Source organism: Streptomyces sp. A1277 (genome assembly GCF_004795015.1).
Taxonomy (GTDB): domain Bacteria; phylum Actinomycetota; class Actinomycetes; order Streptomycetales; family Streptomycetaceae; genus Streptomyces.
The window spans coordinates 177041-194050 of record NZ_SSBI01000002.1 but is presented as its reverse complement, the minus strand read 5'-3'; the positions used below and the strand labels follow the sequence as shown (position 1 = coordinate 194050).

Here is a 17010-nt window from a genome sequence, read left to right as displayed (position 1 = left end):
GGGTGGACCGCCTACGACTTTCGCACAGCCGGAAGAGGCCCGTAAGGGAATTGGCAACACTCGATGCGTCCTTGCATCCGGCATATGCCAGCGGCTGACTGTAGCCCATATTCTTCGAACACCCTTGCTGCTGACGGTTGTTGGTGCAAGTCGGCGGGTGCATGGAGGGGCGGTGGGCGCGCGTGCGCCGTGGCCGCGCGGCGTGCGCGCCGGGGCGGGCGGGGCATATGCGAGCCCGGTGCGCGGCGGGTGGGGCGGGGCGGGAATGTGTGCGCGCGCCCTCGCGTTACACCGGACAGAAAGAAAACGAATCCCGTTCTCAGAAGGGGACGGGGTCCGTGATCCGAGTCCGGAGGTGCCCATGGCCCGTAGTGAGATCCGTCCGGTAGTCACCCTCCGCTCGACCGCGGGGACGGGGCAGAGCTATGTGACGCGCAAGAGCCGTCGCAACAACCCCGACCGCCTGGTCCTGCGGAAGTACGACCCCGCCGCCGGCCGTCACGTCCTCTTCCGCGAGGAACGCTGACCGTCCGCCCGGCCCGACCGCTCCTGAACCGCGTCAAGGAAGGAATGCCCATGAAGTCCCGAATCCACCCCGTCTCCCGTCCGGTGGTCTTCCGTGACCGTGCCGCGGGGACGGCCTTCCTCACCCGCTCGACCGCCGACTCCGGCCGGCGCGTGACGTGGGAGGACGGTCGCAGCTACCCCGTCATCGACGTGGAGACCTCGTCGGCGAGCCACCCGTTCTACACGGGGACCCGGCAGGTGCTGGACACGGCGGGCCGGATCGAACAGTTCCACCGCCGCTACGGCACCGAGGCGCCCGCCAAGGGTGAGTGAAGCACCCTCCGCCTTCCGGACCGTGCCCGTGCCCTGGATCACAGTGCGGGGTGGGGATTGCCGGGAACAGGGCGCAGTGGTTTATCGTTCACCTATATGTGGATGACGCGCTGAGCGCCCACACTCAAGCCGCCCCGGCTGGATTCCCCCGATCCGGCCGGGGCTTCCCCTTGCCCGGGCGCCCGGCCCCGGCGGCCTCGTCCCGCCCACGCCGCGCCACCGTCTCGACCAGCAGCGCGGCCACCGCGAGCGCCGCAGCCGCCACGGCACCGGTCGCGGGCCACAGGCGCACCATGAGGGAGGCCAGCGCCGCCCCCGCCACCACGGCGACCAGCCGCCCGGCGACCCAGCCGTCACCCCCGCGCCACGCCCCGACGGCCAGCCGGCCGATGAGGGAGGTCAGGGTTCCGGTGAAGTAGTTCGTGGGCGTGGCGCGCACCCGGCCCTGGATGCCCATCGCGAGCCCCATGAGCGCCAACAGCCCCAGCCGGTCCGCGTCCGACGTGATCAGCCGCGCCGCCCACAGCGCCGCCCCCGCCGCGAGCAGCACCACCTCCGCCAGCAGCATCACCGACACCCGCCGCCACACCCGCTCACCCACCACGGCGGCCCCGGCCACCCCGCAGCCGTACGAGACGAGCGCGGTCACCACACGCAGCGCCACGCCCTCCTCGCCGGCCCCGGCCGCCGAGGCGCCCAGCAGCACCAGGTTGCCGGTCATCACCCCGGCGAAGACCTGGCCCACGCCGATGAAGACGAACGCGTCCGCCGCCCCGGACGCCGCCGAGAGCAGCAGCAGCGCGGTGCGACCGCGCACGGCTGCCGCCCCCTCGGGCCCGGCCGGAGCGGGTGATGACGCGGAACGGGAAGTCGCCACCCCAGCATCTTCGCGGCCGCCGACCCGGCCGGCCGGGTTGCGCCGCACGCGGCGTGGCGGCCTGCGACCGGCCTCGGCCCAGTCCGCGTCAGTCCAGTCCGCGCGCCTGCCTGAACCGGGTCAGCCCCTCGGACAGGTCCACCACCGGCTCCGGATAGTCCAGGCGCTCGCGCTCCGCTCCGGGCAGCTTCCACGGCTCGTGCACGGCGGACCCGGACAGCGACGCCAGCTCCGGCACCCAGCGCCTGACGTAGTCGCCGTCCGGGTCCAGCCGCTTGGCCTGCACCACCGGACTGAGGACGCGGTTGGGCCGGCTGTCGGTCCCGGTTCCGGCCATCCACTGCCAGTTGAGCTGGTTGTTGGCGATGTCGCCGTCCACCAGCAGGTCCAGGAAGTGCCGTGCTCCCACGCGCCAGTCCACGTACAGCGTCTTGGCCAGGAAGGAGGCGGCGAGCAGCCGGCCCCGGTTGTGCATCCACCCCTCGTGCCGCAGCTGGCGCATCGCGGCGTCGACCACCGGATAGCCCGTGCGCCCCTGCCGCCACGCCTCGATCTCGTCGGCCGCGTCCGCCTCGCAGCGCCACCGGTCGTGCTTGGTGCGGTAGTCCTGCCGGGACGCCGCCGGCCGTGCCGCCAGGACCTGGTAGTGGAACTCGCGCCAGCACAGCTGCCGCACGAACGCCTCGGCCCCGGCGCCGCCCGCGTCCCGCGCCCGGTGCACCAGCTCCACCGGGGACAGGGTTCCGAAGTGCAGATGCGGCGAGAGATGGGAGGTGGCGTCACCCGCCAGGTCGTCGTGCCGGTCCTCGTACGCGGCGAGCCCGTGGCGCCGCCACGCCGTGAACGCCTTGCGCGCCGCCTGTTCGCCGCCCTCCGCCAGCCCCTCCGAGACACCGGCGACACCGCCGCGGGCCGGCACCTTCTCCGAACGCGGCCCCTTCGGCACCCGCACCGTGCGCGGCGCGCCGAAGACATCGCGCAGCCGCTCGCCCGACCAGCGCCTGAAGTACGGGGTGAACACGGCGAAGTGGTCCGAGGAGGCGGGGGTCACCGCGCCCGGCGCCACCGCGGTCACCACCCCGTCGTGCACGCGCAGCCGGCGCCCGTCGGACTCCAGCGCCTCACGCAGCCGCTCCTCGCGGCTCCGGGCGTACGCGCTGACGCCCGCCGCCATGTGCACCTCGTCCGCACCGGTCTCCGAGGCGACCCCACACACCTCGGCGGCCACTTCGCCCGAGCGGATCACCAGCCGGCCGCCCCGGTCCCGCAGCCCGGCGTCGAGGTCGCGCAGGCAGTCGGCGAGGAAGGCGCGCCGGTTCGGCGCGCCGAACCCGGCCGCCTCGATCGCGCGGTCGTGGACGAACAGCGGCACGATCTCGTCGGCGGACGCGAGCGCGGCCCGCAGCGGCGGGTGGTCGTGCAGGCGGAGATCGGCGGTGAACAGGACGACCGCTACGGTCATGGCGCAACTCCTGGTGAGGCGGGGGAATGCCATGGTGCCGTCCCCCGTGCGCCCCGGTCCGCACCGCTCAGGACGACACCGCGGGCAGGGTCCGTCCGGGTGAGGCGCCGGTTTCGGCCGCCCGCGCGATATTGCGGGCCATGCCGCCGAACACGACGGCGTGGAAGGGCGAGACGCTCCACCAGTACGCGTGGCCGAGCAGCCCGCGCGGATGGAACAGGGCCCGCTGCCGGTACCGTGTGCGGCCCCTCTCGTCGCGCTCGACGTACATCTCCAGCCAGGCCGGGCCCGGCAGCCGCATCTCCGCGCGCAGCCGCAGCAGCCGGCCCGGTTCGATCTCCTCGACCCGCCAGAAGTCCAGCGAGTCGCCCACCCGCAGCCGGTCGGTGTCGCGCCGGCCGCGCCGCAGGCCCACGCCCCCCACCAGCCGGTCGAGCCAGCCGCGCACCGCCCAGGCCAGCGGGAACGAGTACCAGCCGTGCTCGCCGCCGATGCCCTCGACCACCCGCCACAGAGCCTCCGGCGACGCGTCGACGGTGCGTTCGCGCACATCCGTGTACAGGCTGCCGCCCGCCCAGTCGGGGTCCGTGGGCAGGGGGTCGCTGGGCGCCCCCTGCACCGAGGCGGAGGACCAGCGGGTGGTGACGCGGGCCTCCCGGACCCGTTGCAGGGCCAGCCGCAGCGCCGTCTCGAAGGTGAACGGCTGCCCCGCGCCGTCGGGCACGTACCGGGCGATGTCGTGCTCCCGGCACACCACCTCGTACCGCAGTGACTCCGCGAGCGGCCGGGCGATCCGGGCGGGCACGGGCGTGATGAGCCCCACCCAGTGGCTGGAGAGCCCCGGTGTCAGCATCGGCACGGGAAGGATCAGCCGACGGGGCAGCTGGGCGACCTCCGCGTACCGCTGCATCATGTCCCGGTAGGTCAGGACGTCCGGCCCGCCGATGTCGAAGGTGCGGTTCACGTCCCGGGGCATGCGGGCGCTGCCGACCAGGTAGCGCAGCACGTCGCGCACCGCGATCGGCTGGATCCGGGTCGACACCCAGCTCGGCGTCACCATGACCGGCAGCCGCTCCGTGAGGTAGCGCAGCATTTCGAAGGAGGCGGAGCCGGACCCGATGATGACCGCCGCGCGCAACGCGGTGGTCGGGACGCCGGAATCCAGGAGGATGCGGCCCACCTCGGCCCGCGAGCGCAGATGCGGCGACAGTTCACGGGCCGGCGTACCGGCGGGGGTGAGACCGCCGAGATAGACGATGCGGCCGACGCCCGCCGCCCGCGCCTGCTCCGCGAACGCCGAGGCGGCCCGCCGGTCGGTCTCCTCGAAGCCGGAGCCGGTCGCGAGGGCGTGCACCAGGTAGTAGGCCACGTCGACGCCGTCCATCGCCGGGGCCAGGGACTGCGCGTCCGTGACGTCGCCCCGGACGGTCTCCACCTCCCCGGCCCACGGATAGTCCCGCAGCTTCTCCGGGGCGCGGGCCAGGCACCGCACCCGGTGCCCCCCCGCGAGCAGTTCCGGCACCAGCCGGCCGCCGATGTAGCCGGTGGCGCCGGTGACCAGGCAGTTCAGCGGCGCGTTCGCGTGGTCGCCCGTCATGAGACCTCCGCATCGGTTCGAGTCCTGCCGGCTGCGCCGGGCCTCGTGCGACCGGCCCACTGCGACCAGTCTGACGTCCGGACCCGTGCCCCGCACGGCCGCGGCGGGTGTGCACCCGGCCGTGCGGGGCATCCGACGCCCATGGACGCAGAGGCCGCAAGAGCTGAGCGCGACGGAACCCGGTCCAGGGGATGGGGGCGGCTCCTGCTGCGCGTCTCCGTACTCGTGCTGGCCCTGGTGGCCCTGGTCGGGTTCTCCGTCGTACTGGCGAAGGTGACGCTCACGCCGTCGCCCGCATCCGAGGACCTCGTCACGTCGAACCTGCGACCGGGACGCTCCCTGCGGCAGTACGCCGAGGAGTACACCTTCCTCGCCGCGTGCAAGCAGGCCGGGGGCAACCTGTTGCTGGGCATGCCGTTCGGGATCCTGCTGCCCGTCCTCGTACCGCGGCGGCTGCGGATGATCCGCATGATCCTGCTGACCGTGCTGGTCATCGTCGTGATCGAACTGGCACAGGGAGCGCTCGTCGCGGGCCGAGCCTTCGACGTGGACGACGTCATCCTCAACACCGCGGGCGCGATCCTGGCCTACCTGCTGCTCGGCCGGCGCCTGAGCCACCGCTACCACGTCCTCGCGGACGGACCAGGCCGTACGGAGGAGCCCCCGGTCCCGGCCCGGCGCCCGGAGCCCGGCCGCCGACCCGGCCGGCCGAAGACGCGGAACGGGCGGACCGGCTCGCGCTGGTCGCGGATGCGGCAGGGCCTGCGGGCCGGGGCGGCACGCGTCCGCCCCCGCAAGCGCTGACGGGGGCGAGCAGCCGGATACCTGATCGGCCCGCGGCCGATTGCGGGCCGCTGCCCCCGGGCCGACGGTGACAGGACACCGCGCGTGACACGAGGAGCCGCCGGGCCCGCACGACCACGGGCGGGCCCGGCCCGGCGCGCGAGTCACCGCCGAAGGGGAGCGACATGACGGCCGCCCAGTGGAGCCCGGGGCGACGAGCCGGAGACGCCGACGAATTCCGGCCCGTGCTGGACGTGGTCGAACCCGCGCGCAGGCGCCGGCTGACCGTCCTGTTCCGGCTGCTTCTGCTGATCCCGCACGCCGTCGTGCTGTTCTTCCTGGAGATCGCCGCCTTCTTCACCGTCGTGTTCGCCTGGTTCGCCGCCCTGGCATTCGGCCGGCTGCCCGGGCCCGCCTTCCGCTTCCTCGCCGAAGTGCTGGCCTACCGGACGCGGGTGGGCGCGAGCGCCATGCTGCTCATCGACAGCTACCCGCCCTTCGCCCTGACCCAGCCGCCGCACTACCCGGTGCGCATCGACGTCCGGCCGACGCGGCTGAACCGGCTCGCCGTCTTCTTCCGCCTGGTCCTGGTGATTCCCGCAGCGATCGTGCAGGGCCTCGTCACGTCCGGCTGGTCCGCCCTGGCGATCCTGTGGTGGCTGATCACCCTGGTCCTCGGGCGCATGCCCCGCCCTCTGTTCGAGGCCACGGCGGCCACCCTGCGCTACGAGATGCGCGTGTCCGCCTACCTGTCGATGCTCACTCCCGCCCACCCCAAGGGCCTCTTCGGCGAGGACGCCCTCGCCGTGCCGCGGGGACAGCGGCGCTCCGCCACCAGTTGGCTGGTCATGAGCACCGCAGGCAAGGCGCTGCTGGTCCTCTTCCTCGTCCTCGGGGTCATCGGCGGCGTGACGACGTCCACGGCCCGCTCCTCCTCGGACGACACCGGCTACAGCATGCGGCCGTAAGGGCTCGTGTGCGGGCCCTTCCTCCAGGCATGATCACCGAATGACATGGACAGCCCCAGAAGCCACCCGTACGCCCGGCTCGCTCGTCGGCGGCGAGCGGGAGATGCTCACCGGATTCCTGAACTGGTTCCGATCCACCCTGCTGCAGAAGTGCGCCGGCCTGACCGGTGAACAGCTCGCCGAGCGCACCGTGCCGCCGTCGAACCTCGCACTCCTGGGGCTCGTACGCCATATGGCGAAGGTCGAACGCACCTGGTTCCGGCAGCGGTTCGCCGGTCAGGAGCTCGAGTCGCTGTACGACCCGGCCAAGGGCAAGGACGCGGACTTCGAGGACCTCGACCCGGCCCGGGCCGCCGAGGACTACGCCCGGCTGGTCGAGGAGTGCCGGCTGGCCGACGAGATCGTCGCCGGGGCCTCGCTGGACGACACCTTCACCCACGACGACGAGGTCTACTCCCTGCGTTTCGTCCACGTCCACATGATCAGCGAGTACGCCCGCCACATCGGCCACGCCGACCTGGTGCGCGAGCGGCTGGACGGTGTCACCGGGGCGTGAGAGGCGTCGCTGACGGTGTGCGGTGACCGGGCCGTCCGCTCCCTCCTACGGCGGCCGGCGCAGGCACTTCGGACTCCGGCGTGAATTCGGCGGGCCGGGTCATACGGGCAGTATGACCTCCATCGACTCGGCGACAGAACCGTCCCCGAAGCCCGACCCGGCCGACGACGGCGCCCGGCGCCGTCGCAACCGCTGGGTCCGGGTGGCCGCCGGCTGCGCGGCAGCGCTGGCCCTGCTGCTCATCGGCACCCGCCTCAGCCTGCTTCCGGGGCTGGGCGACCTCCTCGGCGAGGAGACCCACGACCGCTCCGGCCCCGCGGTGCTCAAGTCGATTCAGGACATGAGCAGGTACGAGGCGGCCGCCGGCAACTTCCAGGTCGTCGTCGACCTGGAGAAGGACACCAAGTTCGTCCCCGACGCCATCCGCGGCACCCGCACGCTGTACGTCGGCGCCGGCACCGTCTCCGCCTACGTGGACCTGGGGAAGGTGACGAGCGGGGGAGTCGTCGTCAACGAGGACCGCACCACGGCCGAAATCCGCCTGCCGCACGCGGTCCTGGGCAAGCCGGCACTCGACCCCGACCGCTCCTACGCCGTGTCCAAGCAACGCGGCCTCCTCGACCGGCTCGGCGACTTCTTCTCCGACAACCCAGGCAGCGAACAGGCCGTCAACAAACTCGCCGCCCGCCACATCGGCGAAGCGGCCGAGGAGAGCGGCCTGGCGCAGCGCGCCGAGAAGAACACCACCGCGATGCTGCGGGGCCTGCTCGGCTCACTGGGGTTCGAGACGGTCACGGTCCACTACGGCACCACCCGGCCCTGACGCCCCCGGCTCAACTCAGCTCTCTCTCAGCACCCTTGACGCTCACGCCTCTCTGGGTATGGTCTAGTCCAAGTGCAGGGCCCGGCCCCGGCCACCCCTATACAGGGGTGTCCGGTCATGGTTCTGCCGCGCCCTTCGCGCCTCTTGGCCCCACACTCGAGAGGCTGGACTGCCGCTCCCGGGCTCCCCACGGTCCGCGCGTGCAGCGATGCCTCATGTGAAGGAGAAGCATGCACGCGAAAAGGAAGACCGCCGCAGCCGTCGGAGCCGTACTCGCCCCGGTACTCGCGCTCACCCTGCCCACCGGCTCCGCCAGCGCCCACGGCTACATCTCGTCACCGCCCAGCCGGCAGGCCCAGTGCGCCGCCGGAACCGTCAGCTGCGGTTCCATCACCTACGAACCGCAGAGCGTGGAGGGCCCCAAGGGGCTGACCAGTTGCAGTGGCGGCAACAGCGCCTTCGCCGAGCTGGACGACGACTCCAAGGGCTGGCAGGTCACCCCGGTCAGCCGCAGCACGTCCTTCGAGTGGAAGCTGACCGCCCGCCACGCCACCAGCACCTGGCAGTACTACGCGTCCGGCCAGAAGATCGCCGAGTTCAACGACAACGGCGCCCAGCCCGGCGCGACCGTCACCCACCAGGTGGACTTCGGCAACCTCTCGGGCAAGCAGAAGGTCCTCGCGGTCTGGAACATCGCCGACACCGCCAACGCCTTCTACGCCTGCATCGACGTCAACGTCAGCTGACGTCGACGCCGGGAACAGGAGCCCCCGCCCCGCACCGGGCGGGGGCTCCTGTCGGTGACGGCGCCGTGATCGCCCGGCCGGCGCGCGCGACACGTCGACCGGGGCGGGCTTTCGCGGTGGCCGAAGTCGTTGAAGCCATGATGAGGTGCCGCGGCCGATGAGATGCCCCGGCACCACGCCGACGATGGGAAAGACGCATGCCTCTCCAGGGCGAGTACGAACCGAGCCCCTCACAGATGGTCCGTGACCAGGTCGAGCAGTACGAGAGTTCGGGGGGAACGGAGGGGACGACGATGCGCGGCATGCCCGTCATCGTGCTGACGACCGTCGGCGCGAGGAGCGGGAAGATCCGCAAGACGCCCCTCATGCGCGTCGAGCACGACGGGCTCTACGCGGTGGTCGCCTCCCAGGGCGGCGCCCCCAAGCACCCGGTCTGGTACCACAACCTCGTCGCCGACCCCCGCGCGGAGCTCCAGGACGGGCCGGTGCGCCGGGACATGACCGCCCGCGAGGTGACCGGCGAGGAGAAGGCGGCCTGGTGGGAGCGCGCGGTCGAGGCGTTCCCCGACTACGCGGACTACCAGAAGAAGACGGACCGGGAGATCCCCGTCTTCGTGCTGGAGCCGGTGAACGGCAGCCACTGAGACGGCGGGGCCGGCCCCGGCCGGTGGGCGGTGCTCCGAGCGGGGGCCCCGCCCACCGGTGCGTGGCCCGGATCGCGGGGCGCGAGCGGCTGCGGGACCCGGCGCGCGCCGCGGGATAGTGTCCAGCACGGCCCCTGAGGGGTGGGGCCGAGCGGAAGGATGCAGAACCAGATGACAGACAACTCCGACCTCGTCGCGTTCGTCCGGGCACGCCTCGACGAGGAAGAGCAGACCGCGCGGGAGGCCGGCGGCGAGGGGTGGCGGTGCCCGGCCGAGGTGCCCGGCGAGATCCACGACCGCGGCGGCGCTATCGCCTTCACCCTGCGCACGCACGGCTACGACCATCACATCGCCCGGCAGGACCCGGCCCGCACCCTCCAGCGCATCGAGACCAACCGGGTCCTCTTGGACGAGTACACCGAGGTGGCCGCCCTCGACACCGACCGGCCACAGCGCGATTTCGCCTCCGGCCGGGCCTTCGGCCTCGGTTTCGCCGTCCGGCAGATGGCCGCCGAACACGCGGGCCACCCCGACTACCAGGTGAAATGGCTGCCCCGCTTCATCCAGTGACACCCCGGTACGCCGCCCCGGGGACGGCGTACCCGATCAGAGCGGGTTGATCCCGTGGTCGCCCTTGGTGGTCACCTGGTCGCTCCGCTCCCGGAGCCGGCGCGCCTTGTCCTGGAGGCGCCGCCGCTCCTGCGGGTCGGGGGCACGCTCGGCGGCCTCCTGCATCTCCTGCGCCTTGGCCCGGATGCGCTCGGCGCGGCCACCGGTTTCGTCCGCAACGCTCATGATCACTCCTGGTTCTCGAAGGAGAGCCGACCACTCCAGCGAATCAGCGCCGCCCCGCACCTGCATCTCGAACGGCCCCGGCCCTCCCGCCGGCCCCGCGGCCGTCCGGCCCCTCTTCCGTACCGGCGAACGCCTTCTGGCAAGATCGTGCGCTCGAACGGAGAGCCCGGCCGGGGGAGTCGTCTCGCCCGGCCGGACGAAACGAGCTGGTGGAACGGGGAACGAGAGATATGCGCACGTGGACTCGCGCCGTGCCTGCCGCGATGGGCGCCCTGGTGCTGGCCGTGGTATTGACCGGCTGCAACGGTTCGGACGCGAAGGACGACGGTAAGAGCTCCAGGGCATCGGACGAGAAGACGACCTACCGTCTGGGCGAGGCCGGCCCGCCGCAGGAGAGCACCATGCAGAACTCGAAGGACGCCACCTTCACCGTCACACCCACCAAGGTGGAGACGGGCACCAAGGCGGACATGGACAACTCCGGCCTGGACAAGGACAAGGATGACAGCCCCAGGATCCCCGTCTACGTATGGGCCACGCTCACGCACAAGAGCGGTACGCCCATGGAGGTCGGGGACATGGACGACGACCTGGTCGTCAAGACCGACAAGGGCGAGCGCACGAAGGCGCTCATCGTCCTCATGGGCGAGGCCAAGTGGCCCGACTGCCCGGCTCCGGACACGGAGAAGAAGCTGAGCCCCGGCCAGTCGGAGAAGATCTGCAAGGCATTCCTGATCCCCGAGGGCCAGAAGGCCGCCGCCGTCCAGCTGAGCCAGGGCTTCACCAAGGAGCCGCTGGAGTGGCCCGTCACCGGCTGACGACCGGCCGGACGGCCCCCGACGCCGCCGTATGTCCGGATGTGACAGAGAACCGTCATTGCGGCCACCCCCCGCTGTTGACGACGCTGAGTGCATGTCCACCGCACACCGCGTCGTCATCGCGGTCTTCGCGGCCGTAGGGCACACCATGAGCACCCGCACCAACCAGCCCTCCCCGACGCTGCGCGAGGTCACGGGCGCGGACACCCGGCTGCCCCGGCTGAGCGAGTCGGTCCTGGTCCTGATCGAGCGCCCCCGTCATCCACGTCATCCACGACCTCCCTGGGCGCGGCGGCCGGCAGCACCGGCGAAATGACTGCGCCGGGTTGCCATCGGGCATCCCGGCGTCACGTCGGGGCGAGGAAAGCGGAAGGACTAGAACCATTACAAGGAGTGAGAAGGAAGTCCTTCCATGGCCTCGCCACGACCGACGCTATCAGTCATGCCAGGATCAGGTCGCGCAGATTTTCCGGCGTGACGATCACGGAGTCCGGGTGCAGACCGTCGGGGCGCTCCAGACCGATGTACGTGACCGGGCCGTCCGGGACCGTCACCCCGTCCCACAGCGTGGTGGCCGCCCCGCGTCCCGCCATCAGACCGGTGAGGTACCCGACCGTCAGGTAGTCGCGCTCGACGATGCCGCGCACCAGGGCCGCCACGGACACCCGGTTGCCCTCGACGCGGTTGGAGTGCGGGTTGCCCGCCAGGTACAGGTGGAGCCACCTGGCCCGCCAGCCGCCGTCGGGCCCGCGCAGGAACGCCAGCGGCAGGGCGACCTTGCCCGGTCCGCGCAGTTCCGACTTCATGCGGACCGTACGCGGCTCGAAGGGCCGGCCCGCCTGCTCGGCGTCACGGGTCATGAACCCGAAGAACGACTCCTCGACGGCCTCGAAGTTCTCCCCGGAGAAGATGTTGACCTGCGGGACGACGAAGTCACCGCGTACGGCGCCCAGGCGCAGGTTGATGAACTCCGAGGCCCCCTCGGGCGCTTCCGTGATGTCACCGGAGTGCTCGCCCCCGATCTCGGTGAGCGCGGTGTAGGACAGCCAGCTCACCGTCTCGTAGTCGGCGTCGAGCACCAGCGCCGACAGGTCGAAGTCGGTGTCGTGCTTCGCCTGCTTCCAGTACACGAAGAAGCGCAGCAGCTCCCCGTCGACGGGGGAGAGGGAACCGCGGGGGAGCACCCCGAGGCCCGCGGACGTCGACTTGCCGCTGAGCGGGAGCGCCACGTCCAGGACGTCCGGGTCGATCAGGAGGTGCCCGGCCTCCGGCAGACGACGGCTCGTCTCCGCGTCCAGCGCGGCGATCAGGCGTTCGCGGCCGGACCGCGGCACCGGCGGACGGGTGTCGGTGGCGACCCAGGCACGGGCGCGCTGGTTGACGAAGACACGGCGCCCGCCCGGCGTCCGCCCCCGGTTGTGCAGGTGCTCACGGACCGACAGCAGGACCCGGCCCGACACCTGCGGGGCGGCCTGCTCGGCGGCCGCCACGACGGCCTCGCGTTCCTCGTCGGTACGGCACGTGCGCAGCAGCCGGTCCAGCGAGCGGAACAGCTTGCCCGGGGCGGCGGACAGCAGCCGCGCCGCTTCGGTGACGTCGTCGGCGCCGAGCAGCGCCTCGACGCGGCTGTCGAAGGACCGGGCCTCCCGCTCGCCCCGGGCCACGGCGAAGACCTCGGCGGCATGCGGCCGGTTCGGGTACTCGTGCGGGTGCAGCCGCTCCCCGAGACGCTTGAACGCCTCACGGTGGGCCGGGACGTCGGCGAGCTTGGCGGGAGCCGCCGCGACCACGGCGTCGAGCCCGGCGATCAGCGCCCGGCGCACCGGCCGCGACAGCGACCGGAAACGGGTCGGCTCCGCCAGCGTCACGTCCCCGTCGCTCAACGCGCAGGCCAGGCGGAGCACATCGGTCACGGTGTCCAGCAGGAGGTCCCGGCCGGCCGCGAGACGGCCGGCGTTGACGACGGCCCTGTTCTCCCGCACGGGTATGGACTCCGGCTGCGGCCCGTCCACGCAGTGCGCGGCCAGCACGCCGAGGTCGCGCAGGCCCTCCTCGCCCAGCGGGGTGCTGCTGCCCGCGAGGGCGAGGTAGAGCGCGGTGACCTCCTCGTCGGAGGTCCCGCCCAGGTGCAGGACCGTCACGCGGTCGCCGGCGGCGGCCGTCAACTCCTTGTGCGCGGCGAGCATCTCGGCGTACGTGTGCCGGTAGTTGCCGTACATCGGCAGGGTCAGCAGGTCGATCACGCCCGTGCGCAGCTGCTCGACCGTGCCCGCGCGCGAGGTGCCGTCCAGCAGCGCGTCGGCGATGCACTCCCGCCAGAAGTCGAAGGTGTCCGGCACGCCCGCGGGGAAGTCACGGAAGTACGTGTTGTGCCGGACGTGGTCGCCCACCATCTGCCGCACGACCTCCAGCGTGCGTGTGGCGGTCGCGACCACGGTGTCCTCGGAAAGCGCCGACAGATGTTCCAGCACGGCGGCCGAGAGCTTGAAGCCCACGGACATCAACGCGGAGTCGAACTGCCGGGCAGCGACGTCGCCTTGCCCGGCGGGCCCGGACGGGGCGGGCAGACGGTGGGTGTGCCGGATGACCAGAGGGTCGAAAGGGTGGGACATCCGGGCATGATCCCAGAACCGCACGGGGCGAGGCATGCGAGTTTCCGGGCCGCACCCGGGCACCGGGACGATCCCACGTGGAAGGGGAGGATCGCGTGGGGTGTTCTGTCCGCCGCGGCCCGGGGCGGCCGGGGTGGAACGAGGACGCGGGGCCGGCCCTGCCGGGCCCGTGCGCCGGGTCGACGACGGCCCCGCCGACCGGAGCGCCGGCGGACGGGCGGTCGAGGCGCCGTCCGTACAGCCGCGCCGACGCCGGTCAGCCGTCGCGGACGCCGGCCCCGTCCGCCGGGGACCGATGCGTACGTTCGGCAGCCGGCCGCGCCACGGGTCCCGCTTGCCCGCGACCCGGAACCCGTGGCGCTCGTAGAAGCGGACCGCGCGCACGTTGTACTCGGTGACCCACAGATGCAGGGGCATGTCCCCCGCCCAGGCCAGGAACTCACGCGTCAGCAGGCCGTCGGCCCCGCGCCCCGCGCCTCGTTCAGCGGACACATCGGCGCGAGGCCGACCACCTCGTCCCGGCGGCCGCAGAGGAATCCGACGATCTGCGCGCCCGAGCGCACGACCCGGCAGAACAGCAGATCAGGTCGCTGCCGCGCGGTCGTGACGAACTCGTGCCACCGGGCGGTCCCCTCGGCGGAGGCGGCGGAGCCGCGATGCTCACGGATCCACGCCTCGTCGATCCCCGCCGCCTCGTTGGGGTACGTCTCCAGCCAGGCCGCCAACTGCACGCGCCCCAGCGCCTCGGCGTCCTCGGTCTCCGGGCACGTGACCACAAGCGCCATGCCTGCCTCTTCCCCCGGTGGTCTACTGCGCGGCAGTCTCCCACGCGAAGCCGTCCGGGTCGGTGAAGGAGTCGCTGCCGCCGCCGATGACGAGCCGGTGCGAGCCGGTGTCCTCCGGCGGCACACCGGCGTCCTTGGCGAGGGCGCGGCGCGGGTAGAGGGCCAGCTTGACCGCGCTCGCCGGCGTCGTGAACTCGACGTACTTGCGCCCGTAGCTCTTGCCGACGGTGAAGCCGCGGCCGATGTAGAACTGCTTGCTCGCGACCATGTCCTCGACCCCGAGCAGGACCACGAACTGGTCGATCTTCCCGGTGTCGGGGCCCTTGTCCTTCTTCGCCGAGCTCGCGACCTTCCACAGTGCGCCGTCTGGCGCCCGTACGACGCCGCCGTAGCCCCAGAAGGACTTGGCGGCGGGCTTCACCGGCGTGGCCCCGGCGTCGATCGCCGCGCCGATGAGACTTCTCACGGTGGCCGGCTGGGCGACGGTGAGCGAGAGCGTGTAGCCGCGGAAGCCGGTCGTCGGTTCTTCCGTGGCCCGCGTCCGGATCCGGGAGTCCAGGGCGAAGGCCGCCCTGTAGAAGCGGAGGGCGGCGGCCGGGTCCTCGGCCTCAAGGGTGATGTGTGCGAGGGAGATCATGCGTCGAGGCTGTTTCCGGCTCGGGGAGCGTGCTTCTCGATTCCTGACCGGTCGCCTCCGGCGCTGGTCAGTCCCCCACGGAGGTGGTCGTGAAGCGGTCGCCGCAGATGCGGAGCTGCGGGTCGCGCAGGGTGAGCGCCTCCTTTGAACCGGGCGGGTACACCCGGAGGTAGTCGGCCCGGTCCCAGCAGCCGGATCCGTTGATGTGCTGGTTGAGCGTCTGCAGCGTGGCGTTCGCCGCCTTGCCCGGGGCGATGACCGTCCGCCCGTGCGACGCGCCGTCGCGCTTGGCCGGTACGCCGATGACGCTGCCGTCACGCTTGATCAGGGACACCCCGGGGAAGCCGTTCAGGGTGCAGGAGCGCGCGGACTTGTTCACGAAGGTCAGCCGGTAGTAGAGGTGGCCCGCCCCCGCGTCGGCGCGCCGCACACTCATGGTCAGGCCCTCGGCCGTGCACCGTGCGGAGCCGGAGCCGGAGCCGGAGCCGGAGCCGGCGGTGGCGCCGGCCGCCGTGGTCTTCGTGGTGCCGGGGGAGGCCGGCGGCTCGGCGGGGGCCGAGGAGGCCGGGCCGGGCGGGGCCGCCGAGCTCTGCGGGGAGCCGGTGCCCGCGGTGTGGGCCGCCGCCCCGGTCGGGTCGTCGGAGGACGAGGTGCCGCCGCAGCCCGCCGCGACGAGAGCGAACGACATCATCGCGACCGGTGCGAGGAGGCGCCGGCGGAGCGTGTGAGCTTCTCCGGCGGTCCTGCGGCCCCGTGGACGGAGCGCGCGCTCGGACGGTGAGGGGGTGGCGGGGGTGCGTGAGAGTGAGCCCATAACGGACGGCTGCTCGATTTTCGGCGGCCCGAACCTGTTGATCTCGCGGAATCGTCCCGGCGGGGGCCGGCCGCATCCCTGCGGTCCCCGCTCACTTCGGGGCGGGCCGCACGACGGGCAGCCCGGCCCTCTCCGCCGCCTCCGCGAGCACGTCCCGGAGCATCGCCGCCGTGAGCCGGCCGGTGAAGACGTTGCGCTGGCTCACGTGGTAGCAGCCGAACACCGTCAGCGCGTCGCCCGCCCCGTCGGCCGGGGCCAGCGTCGTGCGGACCCCGTGGCCGAACACCGGGCGCGGCCGGGGCACCTGCCGGCCGGCCTGCTCCAGGGCGGCGAGGGCAGCCTGCCAGCCGAAGCCGCCCAGCACGACGACGGAGCGCACCGTCGGCCGCAGCAGCTGGAACTCGCGGGCCAGCCAGGGCCGGCAGGTGTCCCGCTCGCCGGGAGTCGGGCGGTTGGCGGGCGGCGCGCAGTGCACGGGCGAGGTGACCCTGACCCCGAACAGTTCGAGACCGTCACCCGCATGCGTCACCGTGGGCCGGGAAGCGAGACCGAGCTCGTACAGCGTGGCGTACAGGAGGTCGCCGGCCCGGTCGCCGGTGAACATCCGGCCCGTCCGGTTCGCACCGTGCGCGGCGGGCGCGAGGCCCGTGATCATCAAGGAGGCGTCGGAAGGCCCGAAACCGGGTACGGGGCGCCCCCAGTACTCCCAGTCGCGGTACGCGGCACGTTTGGCGAGGGCGCTCTCCTCCCGCCACTCCACGAGGCGGGGGCAGGCGCGGCACCGGATCAGCTCCCCGTCGAGGCCGGCCAGCGTGTGGGAGTGGGCCGCGGCCCGTACGGGGTAATCCTCGGCGGTGCACATGCTCGACCCGCTTCCACGTCCCTGGCCGACGTTCTCCGGGGCTCGCCCGGTGGCGGGCCCTTCGAAATGAGCGTACCCAGGGCGGATGGGACCATGGCCTTGAACCGGTCCCGCGCACGACGAGAAGAGATGAGAAGAGAAAGGGAGCCGGACCATGAAGGATTTCGCAGTCGGGGACCATGTGCGATGGAACTCCGAAGCCGGACACGTCGAAGGCGTCATCACCAGGAAGCACACCCGCGACGTCGAATTCAAGGGGCGCACCCGGCGCGCCAGCCCGGAAGAACCGCAGTACGAGATCAAGAGCGACAAGACCGATCACACCGCCATGCACAAGGGCAGTGCGCTGAAGAAGACCTGACCGGGCGGGCGGTGACCTGGGCGAGGTGGC

21 protein-coding genes are annotated in these 17010 nt (G+C 72.5%); 12 read left to right on the top strand and 9 right to left on the bottom strand.

The annotated features are described in order from the left end of the window. Positions 1-361 precede the first annotated feature (361 nt). Positions 362-526, top strand: coding sequence for a 50S ribosomal protein L33 (rpmG, locus tag E6R18_RS02295; RefSeq protein ID WP_018524492.1), 165 nt, complete (start codon positions 362-364; stop codon positions 524-526). Positions 527-576: 50 nt separating this feature from the next. Further along, complete coding sequence (locus E6R18_RS02290) at positions 577-840, top strand: type B 50S ribosomal protein L31 (RefSeq protein WP_136315109.1); 264 nt, start codon at positions 577-579, stop codon at positions 838-840. Positions 841-964: 124 nt separating this feature from the next. On the opposite strand, the gene E6R18_RS02285 is transcribed toward E6R18_RS02290, so the two are convergent. The 3 genes from E6R18_RS02285 to E6R18_RS02275 all read right to left on the bottom strand — a co-directional run bounded on the left by E6R18_RS02285 (position 965) and on the right by E6R18_RS02275 (position 4776). Next, a complete protein-coding gene (locus tag E6R18_RS02285) occupies positions 965-1636 on the bottom strand; it encodes a YoaK family protein (protein ID WP_136315205.1) in 672 nt (223 codons plus the stop codon). A gap of 169 nt (positions 1637-1805) precedes the next feature. After that, complete coding sequence (locus E6R18_RS02280) at positions 1806-3179, bottom strand: deoxyribodipyrimidine photo-lyase (RefSeq protein ID WP_136315108.1); 1374 nt, start codon at positions 3177-3179, stop codon at positions 1806-1808. Between the two features lie 67 nt (positions 3180-3246). Then, the gene (locus E6R18_RS02275; protein WP_136315107.1) at positions 3247-4776 is read right to left on the bottom strand and encodes an SDR family oxidoreductase; all 1530 of its coding nucleotides are present in this window, start codon (positions 4774-4776) and stop codon (positions 3247-3249) included. 141 nt (positions 4777-4917) lie between these two features. On the opposite strand from E6R18_RS02275, the gene E6R18_RS02270 reads away from it, so the two are divergent. From E6R18_RS02270 to E6R18_RS02240, 7 genes are all read left to right on the top strand, one after another. Further along, the gene (locus E6R18_RS02270) at positions 4918-5580 is read left to right on the top strand and encodes a VanZ family protein (protein ID WP_136315106.1); all 663 of its coding nucleotides are present in this window, start codon (positions 4918-4920) and stop codon (positions 5578-5580) included. A 164-nt stretch (positions 5581-5744) separates the two neighbouring features. Next, a complete protein-coding gene (locus E6R18_RS02265; protein ID WP_136315105.1) occupies positions 5745-6527 on the top strand; it encodes a DUF4389 domain-containing protein in 783 nt (260 codons plus the stop codon). Positions 6528-6567: 40 nt separating this feature from the next. Continuing rightward, on the top strand, positions 6568-7083 hold the full coding sequence (locus tag E6R18_RS02260; RefSeq protein ID WP_136315104.1) for a DinB family protein: 516 nt from the start codon (positions 6568-6570) through the stop codon (positions 7081-7083). A 112-nt stretch (positions 7084-7195) separates the two neighbouring features. Then, the gene (locus E6R18_RS02255) at positions 7196-7906 is read left to right on the top strand and encodes a DUF4230 domain-containing protein (protein WP_136315103.1); all 711 of its coding nucleotides are present in this window, start codon (positions 7196-7198) and stop codon (positions 7904-7906) included. Positions 7907-8136: 230 nt separating this feature from the next. Beyond that, positions 8137-8652 carry a lytic polysaccharide monooxygenase auxiliary activity family 9 protein gene (locus E6R18_RS02250; RefSeq protein WP_136315102.1) on the top strand — a complete coding sequence of 172 codons (516 nt, stop codon included), beginning with the start codon at positions 8137-8139 and terminating at the stop codon, positions 8650-8652. 197 nt (positions 8653-8849) lie between these two features. Next, entirely contained in the window at positions 8850-9296 is a 447-nt protein-coding gene (locus E6R18_RS02245) for a nitroreductase family deazaflavin-dependent oxidoreductase (protein ID WP_136315101.1), read from the top strand. Positions 9297-9467: 171 nt separating this feature from the next. Then, positions 9468-9866, top strand: coding sequence for a DUF6221 family protein (locus E6R18_RS02240; protein WP_136315100.1), 399 nt, complete (start codon positions 9468-9470; stop codon positions 9864-9866). Positions 9867-9902: 36 nt separating this feature from the next. Here the strand turns inward: E6R18_RS02240 and E6R18_RS02235 are convergent, their stop codons facing one another. Further along, complete coding sequence (locus E6R18_RS02235) at positions 9903-10091, bottom strand: DUF6381 family protein (RefSeq protein WP_136315099.1); 189 nt, start codon at positions 10089-10091, stop codon at positions 9903-9905. Between the two features lie 230 nt (positions 10092-10321). Here E6R18_RS02235 and E6R18_RS02230 point away from each other — a divergent pair, with 230 nt between their 5' ends. Further along, the gene (locus tag E6R18_RS02230; protein WP_136315098.1) at positions 10322-10909 is read left to right on the top strand and encodes a hypothetical protein; all 588 of its coding nucleotides are present in this window, start codon (positions 10322-10324) and stop codon (positions 10907-10909) included. 94 nt (positions 10910-11003) lie between these two features. Then, positions 11004-11225 carry a hypothetical protein gene (locus E6R18_RS34375; RefSeq protein WP_206308197.1) on the top strand — a complete coding sequence of 74 codons (222 nt, stop codon included), beginning with the start codon at positions 11004-11006 and terminating at the stop codon, positions 11223-11225. Positions 11226-11349: 124 nt separating this feature from the next. On the opposite strand, the gene E6R18_RS02220 is transcribed toward E6R18_RS34375, so the two are convergent. The 5 genes from E6R18_RS02220 to E6R18_RS02200 all read right to left on the bottom strand — a co-directional run bounded on the left by E6R18_RS02220 (position 11350) and on the right by E6R18_RS02200 (position 16619). Then, positions 11350-13521, bottom strand: a complete 2172-nt coding sequence (locus E6R18_RS02220; protein WP_136315097.1) for a TerD family protein — start codon at positions 13519-13521, stop codon at positions 11350-11352. Positions 13522-13967: 446 nt separating this feature from the next. Continuing rightward, the gene (locus tag E6R18_RS02215; RefSeq protein WP_136315096.1) at positions 13968-14306 is read right to left on the bottom strand and encodes a hypothetical protein; all 339 of its coding nucleotides are present in this window, start codon (positions 14304-14306) and stop codon (positions 13968-13970) included. A 22-nt stretch (positions 14307-14328) separates the two neighbouring features. Then, positions 14329-14943, bottom strand: coding sequence for a glyoxalase (locus tag E6R18_RS02210; protein ID WP_136315095.1), 615 nt, complete (start codon positions 14941-14943; stop codon positions 14329-14331). 67 nt (positions 14944-15010) lie between these two features. After that, positions 15011-15631 (bottom strand): DUF4232 domain-containing protein, encoded by a 621-nt coding sequence (locus E6R18_RS02205; protein WP_206308196.1) that lies wholly within the window; start codon positions 15629-15631, stop codon positions 15011-15013. Positions 15632-15848: 217 nt separating this feature from the next. After that, the gene (locus E6R18_RS02200; protein ID WP_136315093.1) at positions 15849-16619 is read right to left on the bottom strand and encodes a uracil-DNA glycosylase; all 771 of its coding nucleotides are present in this window, start codon (positions 16617-16619) and stop codon (positions 15849-15851) included. A gap of 154 nt (positions 16620-16773) precedes the next feature. On the opposite strand from E6R18_RS02200, the gene E6R18_RS02195 reads away from it, so the two are divergent. Then, entirely contained in the window at positions 16774-16980 is a 207-nt protein-coding gene (locus E6R18_RS02195) for a DUF2945 domain-containing protein (RefSeq protein WP_136315092.1), read from the top strand. Positions 16981-17010: the final 30 nt, after the last annotated feature.